A 20,863-nucleotide genomic window follows, 5' to 3' on the forward strand; every position below is an offset into this window, starting at 1 on the left:
GGTCATACATTTTAATAGTCGACATTATTTAGTATTGTTGGTTTTGATTTACAACGAATATATTTTTTATATTTTTTATAAGGTATAAATTTAATATATTTGTATTTGCTAACTACGTGTTGTCCATTATTTTTACTATTTCGTCGTAAACAGGGTTTTACTTTTTTGATTTTAAAAGTACCAAAATTAGGAATAGTAATTACTTTACCTAGTTGGTTAATATTTTTAATTTCTTCAATTACACAATTAAAAACTATTTCAATATCTTGAATATTAAATTTAGTTTTATCTGATACTCTTGCAATTAATTCTTTTGCGTTCATAAAAATCAACCCTATCTGTTTGTCCATATCCTTCTAATATTATTTTATATTATTTTATTTATAAAATGTAATCTATAAATTTTTCGTACTTTGCTTGTTAATAATTTTATATATAAAAGGCATTTTACATATTTAATTTGAATAATTTTAACATTAAAAATAATAAGAATCAAAGATAAAAATTTCTTTATTATATTCAATAGTATAAATAAGTATATTCCTTAACTATAATTATAATTTCTATAAAATGTAATTACAAAAATAAAAGTGTTTGGCCATTGCTTTAGTTTTAAAGCAAGTGGTTTTTTATTTTTGAAAGAAAAGAAAGAGAGGTTTAAAATTATTCTAGAGATAGCGACAACAAATGTTTCAATAAGCGATATTGAAAATAAGATTAGAAAATTTAAAGAAAATTTAGAAATTTTTAAAAAAGAATTCACATTTTTCATAAATGAAAGTGTTGAGGAACAACGTAATTATAAACAAAGATATCAAGATATTTTATCAGAAGAAGAATTAGAAAATAGTAAATATGAAAAGGATTTAGCTTATAAAGAAGATGATTTAAAAAACTTAAAAAGTCATATTGAAGATTTAACAAAAAGTAGCACTAATAATAGGCAGAAAATAGAGATTATGGTTGAAAATAAATCTAAATATAAAATTCGCACAATGTGTCGTTTTTTAAAAATTTCTAAATCAACATATTATTTTAATTTAAAGAAAAAAGAAAATAAAATGCAAAATAATATTTATGAACAAGCTGTTATTAGTGCTTTTAAAGAAAATAAAGAAGTTTATGGTACTAGAAGATTAAAAGTCAGTATGGAAAATAAAGGTTTTCCTTTATCAAGAAGAAAAATTAAAAAAATTATGAATGAACATAATTTAATATCAAAATACACGAAATTATCATTCAAAAATAATCATAATAAAGTTAATGATAATCAAATTACCAATCTTGTTAATAGAAACTTTAATAATAGGCTTAAAAATGAAGTTATTGTTAGTGATTTAACTTATGTTCAAGTTAATGGCAAATGAAACTATATTTGCTTGTTAATTGACCTATTTAACCGCGAAATTATTGGACATAGTGTAGGTACTAAAAAAGATGCATCATTGGTATACCAAACATTTATGCAATCAAATCGCTGTTTAAAAAATATGCAAATATTTCATACTGATCGTCGTAACGAATTTAATAACAAAACTATCGATAAACTTTTATTAGCATTCAACATTACCCGTTCTTTAAGCAAAAAAGGTTGTCCTTATGACAATGCTGTTGCTGAAGCGACTTTTAAAACTTTTAAGACAGAATTTATTAATGAAAAAATTTTATATCATTAATCCAATTAAAATTAGAATTATTTGATTATATCAACTGATACAACAACATAAGAATTCACAGTACTCTAAAGTACTTAACTCCAGTTAAGTATGAAGAACAAATGTCTACCAAAAAATAGTCCTAAAAAGGGTTGCCATTCCAGAAAAGCAAATTCAAGCATTTGAATGATCACAAATTCCATACTTTACCGAAAAACAAATTGCATCATTTACACCATTATGATCAGAAATTTTATTTAAAAAATATATTAATGATGAAAAATCATGAGAAGAAATCAATGTTAAAAATAGAAGTATTTCAAAATTTATATAAAAAACTTAATTATTAAACATCTTTCTTCATTAATTTTACAAAATTTGTAAATTATAAATTCAAATCATATGGATCGGGTGTAGATAATATTGGTTCAGATATTGGTAAAGGACTGGAAGAAATTATATCAGACATTGGTTCAGGTATAGAAGAAATTGGAAATGATATTGGTAAAGGATTAGAAGAAATTGGTAAAGGTATAGATGATATTGGTTCAGATATTAGTGGCATTTGAGAAGATATTTCAAAAGGATTTGAGGATTTTACAAAAGACGTAGGAAATTTTTTTGAAAAAGGTTGACAAGGGATAGAATCATTTTTTAGTGATTTATTTGAAGGATTAGACTTTTTACTTTATGCTGTACCAATAGTTATTGGAGGAGCAATTGCTGCTGCAATAAGTGTCAAGATTTATAAGGTAATAACTAAACTGCAAAAAGATAAACTAGTAAGAATGAATCTTAAAGATGCGCAACGTCAAAGAAAACTTAATAAAAAAATAGTCCATTATTAGGAACACTTAGTGATAAAATTGTAAAAAGTAAAGATAAAATTAAAAAAAGAGAAGATAAACTGCAAGAAGCAGAAAATAAGCTAAAAAATTTAAAAGCAAAAAATCAAAGATTAGAAGAAAAAGAACTTAATAAACAAGTTAAAATAGCTAAAAAGTTAAAAAAATTAATAATTTTCAAAATGAAGTAAATGATAGTGAACCGTTAATTACTAGAAATAATTCTTCAACTTCATTTTCATTATAATATTTTTCTTATTTAAAAAAAGATTGCGGTTGCAATCTTTTTTATTTCAACAATATAATATTTTATTCATAATATTATTTTTATAAATTATATTAAGTTAGTTGTTAAAGAATGATAATTAATAAATGAATTTTGTAAAAAATGAAGTTTTATAAGTAAAAATATAGTTACTCTAACTTATCAATGTTATAATTTATCAAAGGAATAACTAATATTAATTTATGAAAATTTAGATAGAAAGGTGCTATTGCCATTAATATGTTTTTTAAAAGTGTAAAATTCAAGAAGACAAATGATGATTTTGAAACAGATGATAATTCTGAATCAAAAGTTAATATAGAAGGAAAACAAGAAATAATTACACCTTTTAAACAGTATAAAAGTAAAGATAGTAAAAATCTTTTTGCTAAAAAAATGTTATTAAAAAGAAAGCAATTAAAATTAAATAGTAAGAAAAAATTTAGTGTTCATGATTGAGGGATTGATAATACTAATTATGTTTTTATTGATTTTGAAATTGCAAATTCGAATAAAACAAGTGCTTGTCAATTAATTATGATAAAAGTAACACGAGGTAAAATTGTCAAAACTTATAGTTCGTTAATTAAACCACATCCCGAAGAATTTACTTTTTCTCATGTTCATGGAATTACAAATGAAAGTGTATCTTTAATGTCAAATTTTAAAGAATTATGAGTAGACATTGTTACTTTTTTTACTGAAAATACTGTTGTTATTGCTCATCATGCTAACTTTAATATTAATATCTTAAGATCATTAATTAATCATTATGATTTAGAGTCCCCTAATTTTTTTTACATTTGTTCAGTTAAGTTATTTAGAAGAACATATGATTATCCTAATAACCGTTTAAGTGCTCTTGCTCATAGTAATCAAATTAAATTTGATCATCATGATCCATTGGCAGATGTTACCACTTTACATAAATTAATTAATATACATTTCAGTGAACATTACCATTTAAAAACTTTATGTAATAATCTTAATATTAAAATGCGGAGATTATTTGGTGATTCTTTATCTTAATTAATATAAGATGTATTTTTATATATCCTGAATTGTAAAATTAAAAAGGACATTTATATAAAAATTAAATTGTGTTAATTCTATAATTAAAAAAAGAAAGGAATTAGCACAATGTATAAGTATCTGACTATTGAATCAATAATAGCAATAAAAGAATATAAAAGTTATGAATTTTCAATTCGTAAAATAGCAAAAGCTGTTGATTATAGTAAATCAACTGTACATAGAGTTTGCAGATTATTAAATCAAAACTTATTACCATTAGAAATATTGAATCAAATTCAAAAAAAGAAGCAAAATGCAGGTAGAAAATTAATAATTTTAACTTTAACAGAAATTAATACTATTAATTATTTGTTAATTACTAAAAATTATGCGCTTGATATAATTGCTAATTTTTTAAAGGAAAATAAAATAAAAAGTATTTCAACAAAAACTTTATATAACATGTTTAAAACAAATCGAATGGGTTTTGATGAAAATAACTTATTGAGAAAAGAAAAAAATAAACCTCATAAACGAAAAGAAACTAGAGGACGAATTAATAATTGTAAATCTATTCATGAAAGAAATTTAATCATTCCTAATATTAAAAATATACAAGAATTTGGTCATTTAGAGGGTGATACTATCATTGGTAAAGATCATAAAAGTTCTATTATTACTTTAGTTGATATATGATCAAAAACCACAATTCCTTTAGTTTCTAAAAATCATAAAGGAGAAAATATTACAAAAAGTATAATAAAATTTATTTCAAAGTTACAAAAAGGAACAGTTAAAACTATTACTTTTGATCGTGGTAAAGAATTTAGTAAATGAAAATTAATCGAAAAAATTTGCAATGTTAAGATTTATTTTGCAGATCCTGGCAAACCTTGTCAAAGAGGTTTAAATGAAAATAATAATGGTATTTTAAGAAGATATTTACCAAAATCTACAGATCTATCTTTATATAAACAAAAAGACTTAAATGCTATAGCATTTCAAATTAATTTTACACCCAGAAAATCACTATCTTATAAAAGCCCAATAGACTTAATACAATTATTTTAAAAACTGTCCCATTTGTCCCATTTATATTTACAATTCAGGAAATTTTTCATAGTTATTTATTCTCCTTTTAATTTATTTTTAGTTTTTAATTTATTGTTTAAATAATGATATATTTTGGTATATATTTTTTAATTTGTATTTTTGTAGAATTAAATTAAGACTTATTTAAAAAGTATTTTAAATAAGTCTTAATTTAAGTTTATAATTGAAAAAAATAATATATAATAAAAAAATGTTTAATGTAATTATTTTTTAGAAAATAATACTATATTTTTAAAAAATAAATATTTTTATAAGAGTTAGTTATAACTTTTAATTATTTATTTTGTAATCGATAATTTTGTGTAAAAATAATTATTAAATCTTTGATAATACTTGTTTTTTTAAATAAGTTTCTATATAATTATTAATGCTTTAAGCAATGTAGTCCCGGTAAAAATTACACTGTAAGGAGAAAAAAATGCGTCAAACAACAATGAATTTCAGTAACATTGAAAAAAAGTGATATGTTATTGATGCCAGTGGTTTAATTTTAGGACGTCTTGCAACTAAAGTTGCAATGATATTGCGTGGTAAAAATAAACCTTCATTTACACCACATTTAGATTGTGGAGATTATATCATTATTATTAATGCAAACAAAATTAAATTAACAGGTAATAAATTACAAGATAAGAAGTATTATAACCATTCACAATATCCTGGTGGATTAAGTGTACGTAATGCACAAAGTATGATTGCTAAAGATGCTTCTGAATTAGTAGAGATAGCGATTAAAGGTATGCTACCAAATACTACCTTAGGTCGTAAGCAATTTACACATCTTCATGTTTATAACCATGATCAACATCAACATCAAGCCCAAAACCCCGAAGTTTTAATATTAGGCCAAGAGGAGTAGACTTTTATGACAACATCTAATAAACTCGTAACTTATTCAAGTTCAGGCGGACGTAAAACCTCAACTGCCCGTGTTCATTTAAAAAATACTGGTCAATCAAAAATATTAATTAATGGTTTTGAGCCTTTAAAATATTTAGAACAAGAAATCTTAGTTCAAGATATGTTATTACCTTTAAAAGTAACTAATACGTTAGAAAACTTTGAAATTAATATCAAAGTTGAAGGTGGCGGAAGAACCGGTCAAGCTGGTGCAGCACGTTTAGCTTTATCTAATGTTTTAGTTAAGGTGTCAGAAGATTATCGAGTATTATTAAGACAATTTGGATTATTAACTCGTGATGCACGTAAAAAAGAACGTAAAAAATATGGTTTAAAAGCAGCCAGAAAAGCACCGCAGTTTTCAAAACGTTAATATAATAAAAAAAGAGTCTGAGACTCTTTTTTTATTACTATTATCTAATATTTTTTTATTATTATAGTATTACTAGAATTTTATATATTATTTTTATTTATAATTTACTTTTTTATTTATATAACTTTCTTTTTTTAAAAATTGGGGTGAGTAAAGTTAATGGTTATAATTTAATTTTCTTTAAATAAAAGACAACTTTAAATTATTAATTGTTGATATAATTATATCATATTATAATTAATAAATAAAGTATTTTAGTGTTTTATTTTTTATTAAAATAATTTAAAAATTCCTAACTATTTAGGTTTAGATTTATTAAGTTTTAAAATATTAAAGTAAAAGATTTAATTTATTAATTCTGGCTGAATTAATTATAAGCATATTATCAAGTACTTTATCATTATAAATTTTAGGACCATATCCTTTTAAAGATTTAACTAAATGTGATACATCACTTTCAGCACAAACTCCTTGATTTCAATTTTCTTTTTGATTTATAACACCATCTTTATTATTTTTAAAATATTTATATATTTCTTCATTTACTTTATTTTCTTTTAAAAAATCTAATAATTTATAATATTCACCATTAACAAATAAATCATATGCATTTGTTAATTTTTTATTATCTACTTTTCTATTAATAATAAATCCTTTTTTAAGTGCTTTAAATGCATGATGTCTATCAATTACATAAGGAATATTTTCTTTTTTAGCAGTAGTTTTAATTCAAGGTGCACCATCACCAATAAATACTAAACTACTTTTACTATAAATAAATTGTAAATCAAGAAATTCATAAATTTTATCAATTAATTCTTGTTTTTTAATTTTTTGACCATTTTTAGTTTTCATATAGGTAATTTTTTTATCTTTTAAAACATTTCTACTTTTAGTAGATTTTTCTAAATCTTTACCTTTATTTGCACTAATTGTACGAATACGATTTTTTTGTTTTTTATTACCTGAATTGTAAATATAAATGGGACAAATGGGACAGTTTTTAAAATAATTGTATTAAGTCTATTGGGCTTTTATAAGATAGTGATTTTCTGGGTGTAGAATTAATTTGAAATGCTATAGCATTTAAGTCTTTTTGTTTATATAAAGATAGATCTGTAGATTTTGGTAAATATCTTCTTAAAATACCATTATTATTTTCATTTAAACCTCTTTGACAAGGTTTGCCAGGATCTGCAAAATAAATCTTAACATTGCAAATTTTTTCGATTAATTTTCATTTACTAAATTCTTTACCACGATCAAAAGTAATAGTTTTAACTGTTCCTTTTTGTAACTTTGAAATAAATTTTATTATACTTTTTGTAATATTTTCTGCTTTATGATTTTTAGAAACTAAAGGAATTGTGGTTTTTGATCATATATCAGCTAAAGTAATAATAGAACTTTTATGATCTTTACCAATGATAGTATCACCCTCTAAATGACCAAATTCTTTTATATTTTTAATATTAGGAATGATTAAATTTCTTTCATGAATAGATTTACAATTATTAATTCGTCCTCTAGTTTCTTTTCGTTTATGAGGTTTATTTTTTCCTTTTCTCAATAAGTTATTTTCATCAAAACCCATTCGATTTGTTTTAAACATGTTATATAAAGTTTTTGTTGAAATAATTTTTATTTTATTTTCCTTTAAAAAATTAGCAATTATATCAAGCGCATAATTTTTAGTAATTAACAAATAATTAATAGTATTAATTTCTGTTAAAGTTAAAATTATTAATTTTCTACCTGCATTTTGCTTCTTTTTTTGAATTTGATTCAATATTTCTAATGGTAATAAGTTTTGATTTAATAATCTGCAAACTCTATGTACAGTTGATTTACTATAATCAACAGCTTTTGCTATTTTACGAATTGAAAATTCATAACTTTTATATTCTTTTATTGCTATTATTGATTCAATAGTCAGATATTTATACATTGTGCTAATTCCTTTCTTTTCTTAATTATAGAATTAACACAATTTAATTTTTATATAAATGTCCTTTTTAATTTTACAATTCAGGAATTTTCTAACAACTATCATTGTATTAATTTATGGTATTATCTTGATATTAACTTCTTATTTCTTTTGATATATTTTAAAAATTAAAACAAAAATATTAATTATGCATAAATGATGAAAAACACCAAACTTTGCTTTATTTTTATCTGTTATTTTATTTCAAAATGGTTATACTTTATTAAAATCAATATTTGCTCAAAAGTTTAATGTTAACTTAGACTTAATTTTATCAATTATCTTACCAATTGGAACAATTACCATCTTCATTACCTTATTAATCAAAAATATGCTTAATTCACAAGTTACAGCAGTAAAAAATGCTATTAAAACAATTGCTGCTAAAATTAGTGCTTTTCAAATTTTCTATTATACACAAAAAGAAAAATCTTTAGAAGACTACATGTTTGTTAGTCAATTGCCAACACTTGTTTGTATACCATTACAAAATAATAGCATTAACACCAAACAAGCAGTAACGCTAATGGCAACTATTGATGAAACAATAATATTTTTTAAAAACACTTTCATAAACCAAAAGAATTAAACTATATGCTTTTTCACTTATTTAATAGAATAACTGATATTGAAGAAATTGAAGAAATCAAAAATAATATTCTTAAAATAGAAAAAAATAATTAATCAAAATTTAACAAAAAAAGTTTTAAAAATAGTTAATACCATAGAAAATAATAAAATTTGTTATAATTGAGTAGAGTAATTATGATATGAGGAAAGGAAGTTATATACATGTGACCATTTAAAAAAAAGGATAAAACTGGAGAAGCAAAAGATCAAAAAAAATGTGATGGTTGTGGGAAAATGAAAAATTCATCTGAATGTACTAAAGCAGCAGATGGTAAATGTTTGTGTAAAGATTGTGCTAAATAAATATATTAAATAAGTGTGTCATTAACACACTTATTTAATATATTTAGAAAGGAAGAATATAATGAAATGATTCAATAAAAAAAACAAAAAAACTGATAATGAATCTTTAACAAAAACTGTAAAATGTTTTGATTGCGGAATGATGTTTGAACCTTTTGACATTCTTGATATAAAAGAAGGAAAATCTTTATGTAAAAAATGTTTCATTAAAGAAGAAGAAAAATAAATTAATGATGTGTTTAGCAAAACACATTTTTTATTATTTAAAATAAAATAAATAACTATTTTCACAATATTTTATTATAATTATTATGATAAATTAAATTAATTAAAAGGAGAAAAAATGAACATTTTTATAGAAATATTGGGGTATCTTGCAGCCATTTGTATTCCTTTGGCATTCTTACCACAAACTATTAAACTAATTAAAACAAGAAATACTTCAGGTCTTTCTATTTTTTCATATAGTATCTATCAACTGGGGGGTCTTACTTTTTTAATATTTGGCATACTTCTTAATGATATTCCCATGATTACTTGTCAAACTATTACTGCTACACTAAATTTCATAATAATTGGGATTATTGTTAACAATTTAATTAAACAAAAAAATAAGGAGGAAAAAAATGTCTAATATTGCAATTGATATTATTGGATATATAGGTGCCTTTTTTATTTCAGTTGCCTTTTTACCACAAACTATTAAACTAATTAAAACTAAATACACAAAAGGTTTATCGTTAATTTCTTATAGCATATATCAAATAGGCTTAACTTCATTCATAATTTATGCTAGTTTAATTAAAAACATTCCCTTACTAGCAGCAAATGCCTTTGGTACAGTTATTAATATCATATTATTAACATTAATAATTTATAATTTATATTATAATAATAAAGATAAAAAGAACAATTTAACTTCCAAAAAATAAAATTTTTATTAACATAATACATGCACAAGAATGGAGAAAAAAATGGCACATATTAATCTATTAGGAACTTTTATTTTTATTATCATTGGTTATTTAATTGGCTCAATCTCACCTTCAATTATTATTAGTAAATTAAAATTTAAAACCGATGTTAGAGATTATTACTCTAAAAATGCTGGTGCTACTAATTCAACACGAGTTATGGGTGGTAAATGGGGAGCTATTATTTTAATTATTGATGGTTTTAAGCCCGCTATTCCTATTTTAATTGCATACGGTTTAACCTTTATTGATATTACTAATCCTAATTATGAAACAATTTTTAAACAAGCATATATTTATCCAACTGGTCTTGCTGCAATTATTGGTCACTGTTGACCACTATTTTATGGTTTTCGTGGTGGTAAAGGAGCTGCATCTTCATTAGGAGTACTATTAATGATTAATCCTATTTATTGCGTTATCACAATTGCTAGTTGATGATTTATTTTATATTTAAGTAGAATGTCATCTTTATCTTCAATGTTAATGATGATACTTGCTTTTATCTTATCATGAATACCAAATATACCACTGCATTCTTTTCTTTCCCAACAAGACACTCAATACTATATTGTTAATATAACTATGGCTCTAATTTGAATATTAATTATTATTCGTCATTGAGATAATTGTAAAAGAATTCTTAATCATACTGAACGTAAAGTGACTATTTTTGATAAAAAAAATAAAAAAGCAAATGAAGAAAAAAAATAAAAAATCATCTCTTTATACAAACTCAATAAAAATATTTTTTAAAAAAATACTTGTTTTATGTTTAAAATTAATGTACTATTATAACCGTGTTGACTTAACATTGTTAATATTCTCTCCGATATTAGCTTTGCTTAAGCCGAATTATATTTAAAGGAGAGTTGTCAAATATGGAACAAATTAAACAAGATGAATTGATTAAAAAATTTCGCTTAAATCCCAAGGATACTGGTTCTTCTGCAGTTCAAATTATTAATTTAACAAAAAGAATTTTAGAATTAACAGCCCATCTACAAGTACAAAAAAAAGATATTACTGCAAAACGAAGTTTGTTAAAAATGGTAGCAAGCAGAAAACGTTTCTTAAAATACTTTAAAAAACAAGATGTTGCTACATACAATAAATTATTAACAGCACTATCACTAAAAGATAACTAATATTAAATCAGTATTTACTTATTAATATTGATTTTTTTATATACATCTAAATAATATTAAACATAGAAATAGATTTACAAATGATTTAAACAATAATAAAATAAATACTAAAAGTGTTATAATATAATTATTATATGTTTCTAACCCATTTATTTTTTACTAAAATAAATGGGTTTTTGATTTCAAAAAGGAGGAACAAAATAATGAATGATAAAGATATTAATGGTGAAAAAATAATATCAGTTATTTTAAATTCTGTCACTTCATATCAAAATATTACATATTTTAATTATTGGGATTATATAATTAAAGAAGAAAAAAATAGTTCTGAAATAAAAAAAGAGATCAATAATTTAATAGAAAAAAATACTAATATAAATTATACAAACGAAAATGGTGATAGTCCTTTAATAATAGCAAGTCACTATTATCAACTTATAGATTCCATTAAAATTTTAATAGAAAATGACGCTAATATCAACCATGCAAACCAAAATGGTGATACAGCACTAATAATATCTACTAAAAAAGGTTATTTAAGTATAATTAATGTTTTAATAGAAAATGGCGCTAATATCAACCATGCAAACCAAAATGGTGATACAGCCTTGCATTTAGCTGCTAAAAATGGACTAGCACAAATAGTTAATACTTTACTAATAAATAAGGCAAATATTCATTTCATAAATCAAAATGGTGATACGGCTTTGACAATCATTATTAATAATAGTTTATTTTATGATAAAAACATAAAAAATATATTAGAAAACATATTTTATCAAGAATATGAAGAATATATTACAAATAAGGCAAAAGTAGAAATTATTAAATACAGACCAGAATTTTCAAATAACTCATTATTTCATGATATTAAAGATAATATATTAATACATTTAAATACAAATAATTCAGTAAAAAATATAAAAGAAAATTTAATATTAATTGGATTAAAAATTGATAAGAAAAGGATTTTAAAAATTGAACAAAAAATAAAGAAAATATTTAAATGTAACATTAATAAATTAAATATTAATCAAGAAAAAGAAAAAAAATGACAGAAAAAAATTAAACAAGAATTAAAAGAAGAAAATTGGGACTTTCCAGCAATCTGTGTAACTTAGTGATTTTACAACTAAAATTTATTTAAAAAACACAGTTTTTAGGAAAGTCCCAGAAAAACCACAAAATAAGCATTCAACAAGTGGATATATAAAACATTAAATTTATCACAAATATAATGAATAAAAATAGTTACCATTATGGTAACTATTTTACAATTTATATTTAATAAAAATTATCGTTTTTTAGTAGTACTTTGTTGACGTTTCATTGCTTGCATTACTGATTTAATTTGAGATTCAGTAGGTTTACGCCCCATTTGTAAATACATTGCACGAATCATATTTTCATTAATAGGAGGATTTTTCTGTAATTGTTTTTCGAAAATCTTCTTAGTAACAATAAAACCAACTAATCCACCAATTAACGCACTAGCAATGCCAATGATTAATACTGCTCACCAAACCATCATTATTAATTTCTCCTTACTTACTGTTTAAAAACTTATTAATTTTATCACACACTTGATTTGATGTAAAGCCATATTTTTCTAGTACTACCTTATCAGGAGCAGAAATACCAAAAGTACTTACGCCAATAACAAAGCCATTACCTGCAACATATTTATATCAACTATCTTTAGAACCCATTTCAATAGCAACTTTTATAATATCATTAGGTAAAATTCTATTTTGATATGTTTTATCTTGTTTATCAAAAATAAAAGTAGAAGGCATTGAAACTACACGAACATTAAGTTTTTGATCGTTTCATAGTTGTTCTTGACTAGCAATAGCTAATGAAACTTCACTACCGGTAGCAATAATAATTAAATCTAAAGCTTTACTACTATTCTCTTTACTAATAATATAAGCACCTTTTTGAACTGCTTCAATATTACTATTTGCAAGTTGTGGTAAATTTTGTCTAGTAATAATAATAGCACTAGGGTTAGTTTTACTAGATAATGCCATTAAATATGCACCAATTGTTTCTTTTGTATCAGCAGGGCGAATTACATTAAAATTAGGAATAGTTCTTAACATTGTTAGTTGTTCAACTGGTTCATGGGTAGGACCATCTTCGCCAACTGCGATACTATCATGACTAAAAATAAACAAAGATGGAATTGACATTAAAGCTGCTAATCGTAATGCAGGCTTTAGATAATCACTAAACACAAGAAAAGTAGAACCAAAAGGAATTGTGCCTTGATGTAACGTCATACCGTTAACAATAGCGCCCATTGCAAATTCTCTTACTCCATAATGAATATGTCTTCCTGAATGATCAAGAGGTAGAAAGTCTTTGTCTGTTACTAATGCTTTAGTTGAGCCAGCTAAATCAGCACTACCACCAATTAATGTTGGACAATGAGCTGATAAAAGTTTTAAAATATTACCAGAGTCTACTCTTGTTGCTTGTGGATTTACCCCAATAATTGAAGTTCAATCAATTTTATTTAATTGATAATCTTCATTAAAAATTTCATTTTTCAATGCTGATTTAATTTCTTTATACAATTTTGGATATAATTTTGCATATTTTTCAACTTTTTGATTTCAAACTAATTCTATTTTAGAACCATGATTAAGTGCTGTTTGTGTGAAGTAAGTACTTACTTCTTTTGGAACAGTAAATTCAGGATATTCTCAGTTTAAATTTTTAGCAACTGTTTTAATATCTTCCATTAAAGGAGAGCCATGAACACTCGGTGTTCCTTGTTTACTAGCCCCATAACCAATTATAGTTTTAATTTCAATTAAAGTTGGTTTATCACTAACTTTTGCTTTTTTAATAGCTTCAGAAATAAGTTTATCATCTTCACCATCTTCAACTTTTAAATAATTTCACTCTAATGCTTGAAGACGCATTTTTAAATTTTCTGAATATACTAATTTAACAGATGAATCTAATTGAACATCATTTGAATCATATAAAATAATTAGTTTATTTAATTTAAAATGTCCAGCAAAACTAAGTGCTTCTTGTGCAATACCTTCTTGTAAATCACCATCACCACAAATTGCATATGTATAATGATCAATAATATTAAGATCTTTTTGATTATATTTAGCACTAAGAAAAGTCTCAGTAAGCGCCATTCCAACAGCATTAGCGATACCCTGACCTAATGGTCCAGTAGCCGTCTCTACTCCATAGTCTAAATGATATTCGGGATGACCAGATGTATTACTATTTAATTGACGGAATTGTTTTATATCATTGATTGTATATTTATAACCAGCATGATGTAATATTGAATATAATAAAGCACTACCATGACCTGCTGATAAAACAAATCGATCACGATTAAATCATTTTGGATTTTTTGGATTAAAAGATAAATGATTTTTGAATAAAGAAAAAGTCATTGGTGAAGCACCTAAAACAATACCAGGATGGCCACTTTTAGCAGCATTAACTGCTTGTACTCCTAACATACGAATTGAATTAATAGTTAATTTATCTAAATTAATTTTATTTTCCATAATTTCTCCTTAAATTTTTAATAGTTATTATTTAATATAATATTAACAATATTCTTAATAAAATAGGTAATTTTTTAAAAATAATTAAAAAAGTATAAATAATAATGACAAAAAATATAATTTTATTTTAACTAAATTGAATCTTTGAATAAATTAAAAAAAGAAAAAGTCACCCCAAAGATAAAAAAAGGTAATGTTTAGTAATCTGTGTAACTTACAAAAATAACTATGTTTAATTAATTCTAGTAAATATAATTAAATGACTAGAAAGAGTGAGTTACAGATGGCTAAAAAGCAAAATATTAATAATAATGATCCAATATCAAAAGCAGTAGATTTATTATTAGAAAATACTGAAGATTTAACAACAGTTTTTAAAGAGGGAGGATTGTATAAAGAATTAACAAAAAGATTAGTAGAAAAAATGTTGAATTCTGAGATGCAAAATTATTTAGGATATGATAAGAATCAACATAGTAATAGTGACAATGCTCGTAATGGTATAAGTTCAAAAAAAATTAATAACTCAACAAGGTAAAATTGAGATTGATGTACCACGAGATCGCAATAGTAATTGAACTTGTCAAGAAAAGTGGACAATAAAAGTAACCTTTTATTAAATTTTATAAAATAGCGTTTGTAAGTGTTAAATTTATAGGTATGAACTAATTATTTGTTGGTTTGGAATGAGCTAATCGATATTCGATTGGACTCATTCCTTTTAATTTTATTTGAGGTCGATAATTATTATAAAAGTAAATATATTTAGGTAAGTTGTCTTGTATTCATTCAATAGTTCTATTTTTTCTTGGAATTTGATATAGAAATTCTGTTTTCATTGTTCCAAATCAAGTTTCAGTAGCACCATTATCACAGGAATTACCTCTTCTAGACATTGAAATTTTTATTTTTAATTCATCACATAAAATTTTATAAGAAGGATTTGTATAGTGAAATCCTTGATCTGATTGTAAAATTCATGAAGTAGGTTTTTGAGCATTAACTCAAGCTTGGATAATGTTTTGGACAACAAATGTCATGTCTAAACTTGCACTTATTTTATAATCTAATATTTCATTATTATGAAAATCTTTAACAATTGATAAATAATATGTTTTACCATTAGTTAATAAATAAGTTATATCAGTACCTAATTTTTCATTTAAATTAGTAGTTGAAAAATCACGTTTTAATAAATTATCATATCTTAAACTTCCTGATTTAGTTCTATAATCAAATTTTTTTATGCGAACCTTAGCTTTTAAACTCATATTTTTCATATATCTATATACAATATGAAATTTTAATTTTAAATTATAAATTTTGTTAATTCATAAAGTTATCATTTTATAACCATAAATTTCTTGAAATTCATAAAAAATATTTTTAATTATATTAGCTAAAAATGTATCTCATTTATTAAATTCATTCATTCCATTCTTAATTCACTTATAATATCCTGATTTTGAAACATTTAATAATCAACATAAATAACTAATCTGATATTTTTTCTTCAATGAGAAAATCACAAAATATTTCTTCTTTTTTGTCGATTTTTCTAAATACTTTTTTATATCGTTCATTGCCTCAATATATTCAATTAATTCTTGTTTTGTCATTTCATTAAAATTTAAAGATTTGGGTCGACCTGTTCTTTTGGTTTTTTTAGCACGAATTCCATTGCCATATTCTAAACCTTTTTCACCTAATAATTTATATGCTTTAATTCATTCTTTTATTGATGATCGACCAATACCATACTCTAATGCGGTTTTATCAATTGTTTTAATTTTACTTATTTTTATTATTTTTAACTTTTCTTCTTTTGATAGTCATTTAGCCATAAAAAAATGAACACCTTCCTTAAAGTATTTTTAACACAAAGGTTACAATTCTGTGTCTACTTTATTCTAGATGTTCAAATTTTAATCCTGTAATAGTTGCAAAAAGACAAAGAAGATTTGAAGGTTTTGATCAACAAGTTCTTTCTTTATATGCAAAAGGTATGACATTATCAGATATTAGAATGCAATTACAAGAGTTATATCATGGTGCTGATATTAGTGAAAGTGTTATTAGTCAAATTACTGATGATGTTATTGATGATGTAAAAGCATGGCAAAATCGACCATTAGAAAGTGTCTATCCGATTGTTTATTTTGATTGCATAATAGTGAAAGTACGACAAGATAAAAGGATTATTAATAAATCAGTTTATATAGCTTTAGGAGTTGATTTAGAAGGTAAAAAAGATGTTTTAGGTTTATGAATTAGTGAAAATGAAGGTGCTAAATTTTGATTAGCAAATTTAACAGAAATGAAAAATCGTGGCTTAAATGATATTCTTATTGCCTGCAGTGATAATTTAACAGGCATGTCAGAAGCAATACAATCAGTTTATCTTAAAACAGAACATCAATTATGCATAGTTCATCAAATTAGAAATAGTTTGAAATATGTCTCATATAAGCATAGAAAATCTCTAGTTGCAGATTTAAAACCAATTTATACTGCATGTAGTGAAGAACAAGCAATGCAGGCTTTAGAATCCTTTGAAAATAAGTGAAATAAACAATATCCTCAAATTGCTAAATCTTGATATAAAAATTGAGATAATTTAATTGTTTTTATTAATTATCCTGCAGAAATTAAAAGAGTGATTTATACAACAAATGCTATTGAATCTGTAAATAGTCAATTACGAAAAGTTATCAGAAATAAAAAAGTTTTTCCTAATGATATGGCAGTTTTTAAAATATTTTATTTAGCAATTGAAAATATAACAAAAAAATGAACAATGCCCATTCAAAATTGAAATACAGCAATTGCTCATTTTATGATAAAATTTGAAGATAGAATTAATCTAAACTAGTACTTTGTAAAACAAAGATACACAGATTACATAAAAGCCTCTTATCTGCTACCATATTTAATCTTGTTTCACCATCTTTTTGTGGTCTTCCAGCAGTAATAACAATAATATCAGCATCTTTACAATCACTGTAATTTCCAGCCTTAATTGAAATAAAAGGATGATCTAAAGCTGCTTGACAATCAGCAAAATCAATCGCATTACCTTCAGCTATACCTTCAAAAGCATCAATTAATACATATTCTTGGGCTAAACCTTGATTAATGGCACTGTAAATAAAACTACTACCAACATCTCCACATCCAACAAGGACAATTTTTCGTTTTGCCATATTTACATCCATATTTTTTGCATTTCATGTAACAGTACTTTATCCTCGGCACTATTTTAATAACTTACTTTTTAAAATAAGAGTTACAATGATATGTAATATTTTTATTATGCTTTTTATATAAGAATGTTAAAAAAATAAAAATCTAATTAACAAGGACAAAAATTTATTACATTTTTATCTTACCACTATTTTAATAAAAAAATAAAACTTATTTTTTTATTAAAATAAGTTTTATTTTTTCTTTTAAATTTTTGTTTTTCAATTAATAACAATCCCTTTTGGTCTAGTAAAAGCAAGTAACGAAGGACGAATACCTTGTACGCCAAGACCTGAATCCTTAACACCAACAAAAGAAAAGTGATCCGGACCACGTTGTGACTGATCGTTAATATTAACACTTCCAACTTCTAATAATTTACCAATACTCATTGCACTATTAATATTAGTAGTAAAAACAGAAGCTTGTAAACCATATTGTGAATCATTTGCAATATTAATTGCTTCTTTTACTTCATCAAAAATAATAATCGGCAACAATGGTGCAAAAGGTTCTTCTCATGCTAAATTCATTTTTGTTGTTACGTCAGTAATAATAGTTGGTCACATTAAATTTTCTTTAAATTTATTACCAATTAAACAATTGGCTCCTTTATCTAAAGCATCTTTAATTAATTTTTTAGCATTATCAACTGTTGGTTGATCAATAACAGGAGTAATATCACAATCATCTGTGGGCAAACCAACAGTTAATTTTTCAACTTTTTCTTTTAAAATTGGAATTAATTTGCTACTAATTGTTCTTTGTACTAACACTATCTTAATAGCAGTACATCGTTGTCCTGAATAACTAAATGCACCTTTAATGATTTTGGTTGCTGTATCTTCAAGATCAGCATCATTAAGCACTATTGCTGGATCTTTACCTCCTAATTCTAAAATCAAATCAGCTTTTAAAGATTTCTGTGAAATACGATTACCAACAACAGCACTACCAGTAAAAGAAATAACATTAATTGCTTCATTTTCAACTAAACTATCACCAATTTCACTACCTTTACCACTTATAGCATTAAAAACACCATTAGGAATGTTAGCTTCTTTGGCTAATTTAGCTAAGTGTAATCCCACCAATGATCCTTGTGTTGCGGGTTTAAAAACAACACTATTACCGGTCACAAGTGCTGGAAATATTTTAGAGACTGATAAATTTATCGGATAATTAAAAGGGGAAATAGCAAGAACAATTCCTTTTGGTACGTATTCAAAAATAGCTAATTTGTTCATACTTCCTCAACTATCACCTGTATAAGATTCAGGATGAAGACGTAATGCTTCTTGTAAAGTATATTCAATATATTCAACTGTTCTATCAATTTCACTGCAAGCCGCTTTTGTGCCTTTAGCAATTTCATTGGTCATTAATTCAGCAAGTATTAATTTATCGCGAATAATTAATTGTTTTCAAGAATTTAAAAAAGAAATTCTTTTTAAAATAGGCATTTGTTCTCAATTTTTTTGAGCAAATTTTGCAGATTCATATACTTTTTTAATTTCAACTTTAGTTAAGGCAGGAACTTGGCCTGCTATTTTATTAGTAGTGGGGTTAATAACTGATATTCAATTACCATTTTCATACAACTCACCATTAATTAGAGATTGATATTTAATAATATTATTTGTCATCTATACTTCCTCCTTAAATCACTACTATAATAATTATAGCATTGATATAAGTCCTATCCTATTCACTCTTAACTAAAATTATTATTTAAATTTATATTATGAAACCTGAATTGTAAAATTAAAAAGGACATTTATATAAAAATTAAATTGTGTTAATTCTATAATTAAGAAAAGAAAGGAATTAGCACAATGTATAAGTATTTGACTATTGAATCAATAATAGCAATAAAAGAATATAAAAGTTATGAATTTTCAATTCGTAAAATAGCAAAAACTGTTGATTATAGTAAATCAACTGTACATAGAGTTTGCAGATTATTAAATCAAAACTTATTACCATTAGAAATATTGAATCAAATTCAAAAAAAGAAGCAAAATGCAGGTAGAAAATTAATAATTTTAACTTTAACAGAAATTAATACTATTAATTATTTGTTAATTACTAAAAATTATGCGCTTGATATAATTGCTAATTTTTTAAAGGAAAATAAAATAAAAAGTATTTCAACAAAAACTTTATATAACATGTTTAAAACAAATCGAATGGGTTTTGATGAAAATAACTTATTGAGAAAAGAAAAAAATAAACCTCATAAACGAAAAGAAACTAGAGGACGAATTAATAATTGTAAATCTATTCATGAAAGAAATTTAATCATTCCTAATATTAAAAATATACAAGAATTTGGTCATTTAGAGGGTGATACTATCATTGGTAAAGATCATAAAAAGTTGGGACTTTGGGACTTTCCTAAAAACTGTGTTTTTTAAATAAATTTTAGTTGTAAAATCACTAAGTTACACAGATTGCTGGAAAGTCCCAAAAATCAAAAAGTATAATAAAATTTATTTCAAAGTTACAAAAAGGAACAGTTAAAACTATTACTTTTGATCGTGGTAAAGAATTTAGTAAATGAAAATTAATCGAAAAAATTTGCAATGTTAAGATTTATTTTGCAGATCCTGGCAAACCTTGTCAAAGAGGTTTAAATGAAAATAATAATGATATTTTAAGAAGATATTTACCAAAATCTACAGATCTATCTTTATATAAACAAAAAGACTTAAATGCTATAGCATTTCAAATTAATTCTACACCCAGAAAATCACTATCTTATAAAAGCCCAATAGACTTAATACAATTATTTTAAAAACTGTCCCATTTGTCCCATTTATATTTACAATTCAGGAAATTCAAAAAAACTAATTCTTTAAA

General features: G+C 24.0%; 21 protein-coding genes and 5 pseudogenes. 18 read left to right on the top strand and 8 right to left on the bottom strand.

Features of this window, described 5'->3' with window-relative positions; translation table 4 throughout:
* Positions 1-11 precede the first annotated feature (11 nt).
* Positions 12-323: an HU family DNA-binding protein gene (locus tag ACQH20_RS06790; protein WP_425376977.1), complete on the bottom strand. Its 312-nt coding sequence runs from the start codon at positions 321-323 to the stop codon at positions 12-14.
* A 312-nt stretch (positions 324-635) separates the two neighbouring features.
* Between ACQH20_RS06790 and ACQH20_RS06795 the strand changes: the two genes are divergently transcribed.
* From ACQH20_RS06795 to rpsI, 6 genes are all read left to right on the top strand, one after another.
* Positions 636-1,676 (top strand): IS3 family transposase, encoded by a 1,041-nt coding sequence (locus ACQH20_RS06795; protein WP_425376978.1) that lies wholly within the window; start codon positions 636-638, stop codon positions 1,674-1,676.
* Positions 1,677-1,705: 29 nt separating this feature from the next.
* Entirely contained in the window at positions 1,706-1,795 is a 90-nt protein-coding gene (locus tag ACQH20_RS06800) for an IS3 family transposase (protein ID WP_425377598.1), read from the top strand.
* A 1,210-nt stretch (positions 1,796-3,005) separates the two neighbouring features.
* Positions 3,006-3,794: an exonuclease domain-containing protein gene (locus tag ACQH20_RS06805; protein WP_425376979.1), complete on the top strand. Its 789-nt coding sequence runs from the start codon at positions 3,006-3,008 to the stop codon at positions 3,792-3,794.
* Positions 3,795-3,905: 111 nt separating this feature from the next.
* Positions 3,906-4,850 (top strand): IS30 family transposase, encoded by a 945-nt coding sequence (locus tag ACQH20_RS06810; RefSeq protein ID WP_425376980.1) that lies wholly within the window; start codon positions 3,906-3,908, stop codon positions 4,848-4,850.
* A gap of 460 nt (positions 4,851-5,310) precedes the next feature.
* Complete coding sequence (gene rplM / locus ACQH20_RS06815) at positions 5,311-5,751, top strand: 50S ribosomal protein L13 (protein WP_425376981.1); 441 nt, start codon at positions 5,311-5,313, stop codon at positions 5,749-5,751.
* A 6-nt stretch (positions 5,752-5,757) separates the two neighbouring features.
* Positions 5,758-6,165, top strand: a complete 408-nt coding sequence (gene rpsI, locus ACQH20_RS06820; protein ID WP_425376982.1) for a 30S ribosomal protein S9 — start codon at positions 5,758-5,760, stop codon at positions 6,163-6,165.
* A gap of 330 nt (positions 6,166-6,495) precedes the next feature.
* Here rpsI and ACQH20_RS06825 read toward each other — a convergent pair whose 3' ends face one another.
* Together ACQH20_RS06825 and ACQH20_RS06830 are read right to left on the bottom strand one after the other, a co-directional pair.
* A complete protein-coding gene (locus tag ACQH20_RS06825; protein ID WP_425376983.1) occupies positions 6,496-7,020 on the bottom strand; it encodes a hypothetical protein in 525 nt (174 codons plus the stop codon).
* A 148-nt stretch (positions 7,021-7,168) separates the two neighbouring features.
* Complete coding sequence (locus ACQH20_RS06830) at positions 7,169-8,113, bottom strand: IS30 family transposase (RefSeq protein WP_425376984.1); 945 nt, start codon at positions 8,111-8,113, stop codon at positions 7,169-7,171.
* A gap of 187 nt (positions 8,114-8,300) precedes the next feature.
* Between ACQH20_RS06830 and ACQH20_RS06835 the strand changes: the two genes are divergently transcribed.
* From ACQH20_RS06835 to ACQH20_RS06870, 8 genes are all read left to right on the top strand, one after another.
* Positions 8,301-8,741: a hypothetical protein gene (locus tag ACQH20_RS06835; protein ID WP_425376985.1), complete on the top strand. Its 441-nt coding sequence runs from the start codon at positions 8,301-8,303 to the stop codon at positions 8,739-8,741.
* A gap of 203 nt (positions 8,742-8,944) precedes the next feature.
* Positions 8,945-9,085, top strand: a complete 141-nt coding sequence (locus ACQH20_RS06840) for a hypothetical protein (protein ID WP_338980494.1) — start codon at positions 8,945-8,947, stop codon at positions 9,083-9,085.
* A 61-nt stretch (positions 9,086-9,146) separates the two neighbouring features.
* Entirely contained in the window at positions 9,147-9,311 is a 165-nt protein-coding gene (locus ACQH20_RS06845; protein ID WP_425376986.1) for a hypothetical protein, read from the top strand.
* A gap of 117 nt (positions 9,312-9,428) precedes the next feature.
* A complete protein-coding gene (locus tag ACQH20_RS06850) occupies positions 9,429-9,719 on the top strand; it encodes a SemiSWEET family sugar transporter (RefSeq protein ID WP_425376987.1) in 291 nt (96 codons plus the stop codon).
* The gene (locus ACQH20_RS06855; protein ID WP_425376988.1) at positions 9,712-10,017 is read left to right on the top strand and encodes a SemiSWEET family sugar transporter; all 306 of its coding nucleotides are present in this window, start codon (positions 9,712-9,714) and stop codon (positions 10,015-10,017) included. Before ACQH20_RS06850 ends, ACQH20_RS06855 begins: the two co-directional genes overlap by 8 nt.
* A 42-nt stretch (positions 10,018-10,059) precedes the next feature.
* Positions 10,060-10,773, top strand: a complete 714-nt coding sequence (plsY, locus tag ACQH20_RS06860; RefSeq protein WP_425376989.1) for a glycerol-3-phosphate 1-O-acyltransferase PlsY — start codon at positions 10,060-10,062, stop codon at positions 10,771-10,773.
* A gap of 167 nt (positions 10,774-10,940) precedes the next feature.
* Entirely contained in the window at positions 10,941-11,207 is a 267-nt protein-coding gene (gene rpsO / locus ACQH20_RS06865; RefSeq protein WP_425376990.1) for a 30S ribosomal protein S15, read from the top strand.
* Between the two features lie 203 nt (positions 11,208-11,410).
* Positions 11,411-12,328: an ankyrin repeat domain-containing protein gene (locus tag ACQH20_RS06870; RefSeq protein WP_425376991.1), complete on the top strand. Its 918-nt coding sequence runs from the start codon at positions 11,411-11,413 to the stop codon at positions 12,326-12,328.
* A 173-nt stretch (positions 12,329-12,501) separates the two neighbouring features.
* Here ACQH20_RS06870 and ACQH20_RS06875 read toward each other — a convergent pair whose 3' ends face one another.
* Positions 12,502-12,738, bottom strand: coding sequence for a YneF family protein (locus tag ACQH20_RS06875; RefSeq protein ID WP_252319938.1), 237 nt, complete (start codon positions 12,736-12,738; stop codon positions 12,502-12,504).
* 13 nt (positions 12,739-12,751) lie between these two features.
* Positions 12,752-14,758 (bottom strand): transketolase, encoded by a 2,007-nt coding sequence (gene tkt, locus ACQH20_RS06880; protein ID WP_425376992.1) that lies wholly within the window; start codon positions 14,756-14,758, stop codon positions 12,752-12,754.
* 283 nt (positions 14,759-15,041) lie between these two features.
* Between tkt and ACQH20_RS06885 the strand changes: the two are divergent.
* Positions 15,042-15,336, top strand: a pseudogene (locus tag ACQH20_RS06885) (transposase); the annotation flags it as partial.
* An 87-nt stretch (positions 15,337-15,423) separates the two neighbouring features.
* On the opposite strand, the gene ACQH20_RS06890 reads toward ACQH20_RS06885, so the two are convergent.
* On the bottom strand, positions 15,424-16,602 hold the full coding sequence (locus ACQH20_RS06890; protein WP_425376543.1) for an IS3 family transposase: 1,179 nt from the start codon (positions 16,600-16,602) through the stop codon (positions 15,424-15,426).
* Between the two features lie 68 nt (positions 16,603-16,670).
* Here ACQH20_RS06890 and ACQH20_RS06895 point away from each other — a divergent pair.
* Positions 16,671-17,630: pseudogene (locus ACQH20_RS06895) on the top strand (IS256 family transposase); the annotation flags it as partial.
* Between the two features lie 46 nt (positions 17,631-17,676).
* Here ACQH20_RS06895 and ACQH20_RS06900 read toward each other — a convergent pair.
* Together ACQH20_RS06900 and ACQH20_RS06905 are read right to left on the bottom strand one after the other, a co-directional pair.
* A pseudogene (locus ACQH20_RS06900) lies at positions 17,677-17,961 on the bottom strand (lactate/malate family dehydrogenase); the annotation flags it as partial.
* Positions 17,962-18,207: 246 nt separating this feature from the next.
* Positions 18,208-19,647: an NADP-dependent glyceraldehyde-3-phosphate dehydrogenase gene (locus tag ACQH20_RS06905; RefSeq protein ID WP_425376993.1), complete on the bottom strand. Its 1,440-nt coding sequence runs from the start codon at positions 19,645-19,647 to the stop codon at positions 18,208-18,210.
* Positions 19,648-19,836: 189 nt separating this feature from the next.
* On the opposite strand from ACQH20_RS06905, the pseudogene ACQH20_RS06910 reads away from it, so the two are divergent.
* Both ACQH20_RS06910 and ACQH20_RS06915 read left to right on the top strand, forming a co-directional pair.
* Positions 19,837-20,379 (top strand): annotated as a pseudogene (locus tag ACQH20_RS06910) (helix-turn-helix domain-containing protein); the annotation flags it as partial.
* Positions 20,380-20,477: 98 nt separating this feature from the next.
* Positions 20,478-20,798: pseudogene (locus tag ACQH20_RS06915) on the top strand (IS30 family transposase); the annotation flags it as partial.
* Positions 20,799-20,863: the final 65 nt, after the last annotated feature.

The sequence above is a fragment of the Spiroplasma endosymbiont of Aleiodes alternator genome (genome assembly GCF_964031135.1).
GTDB lineage: Bacteria > Bacillota_I > Bacilli_A > Mycoplasmatales > VBWQ01 > Spiroplasma_E.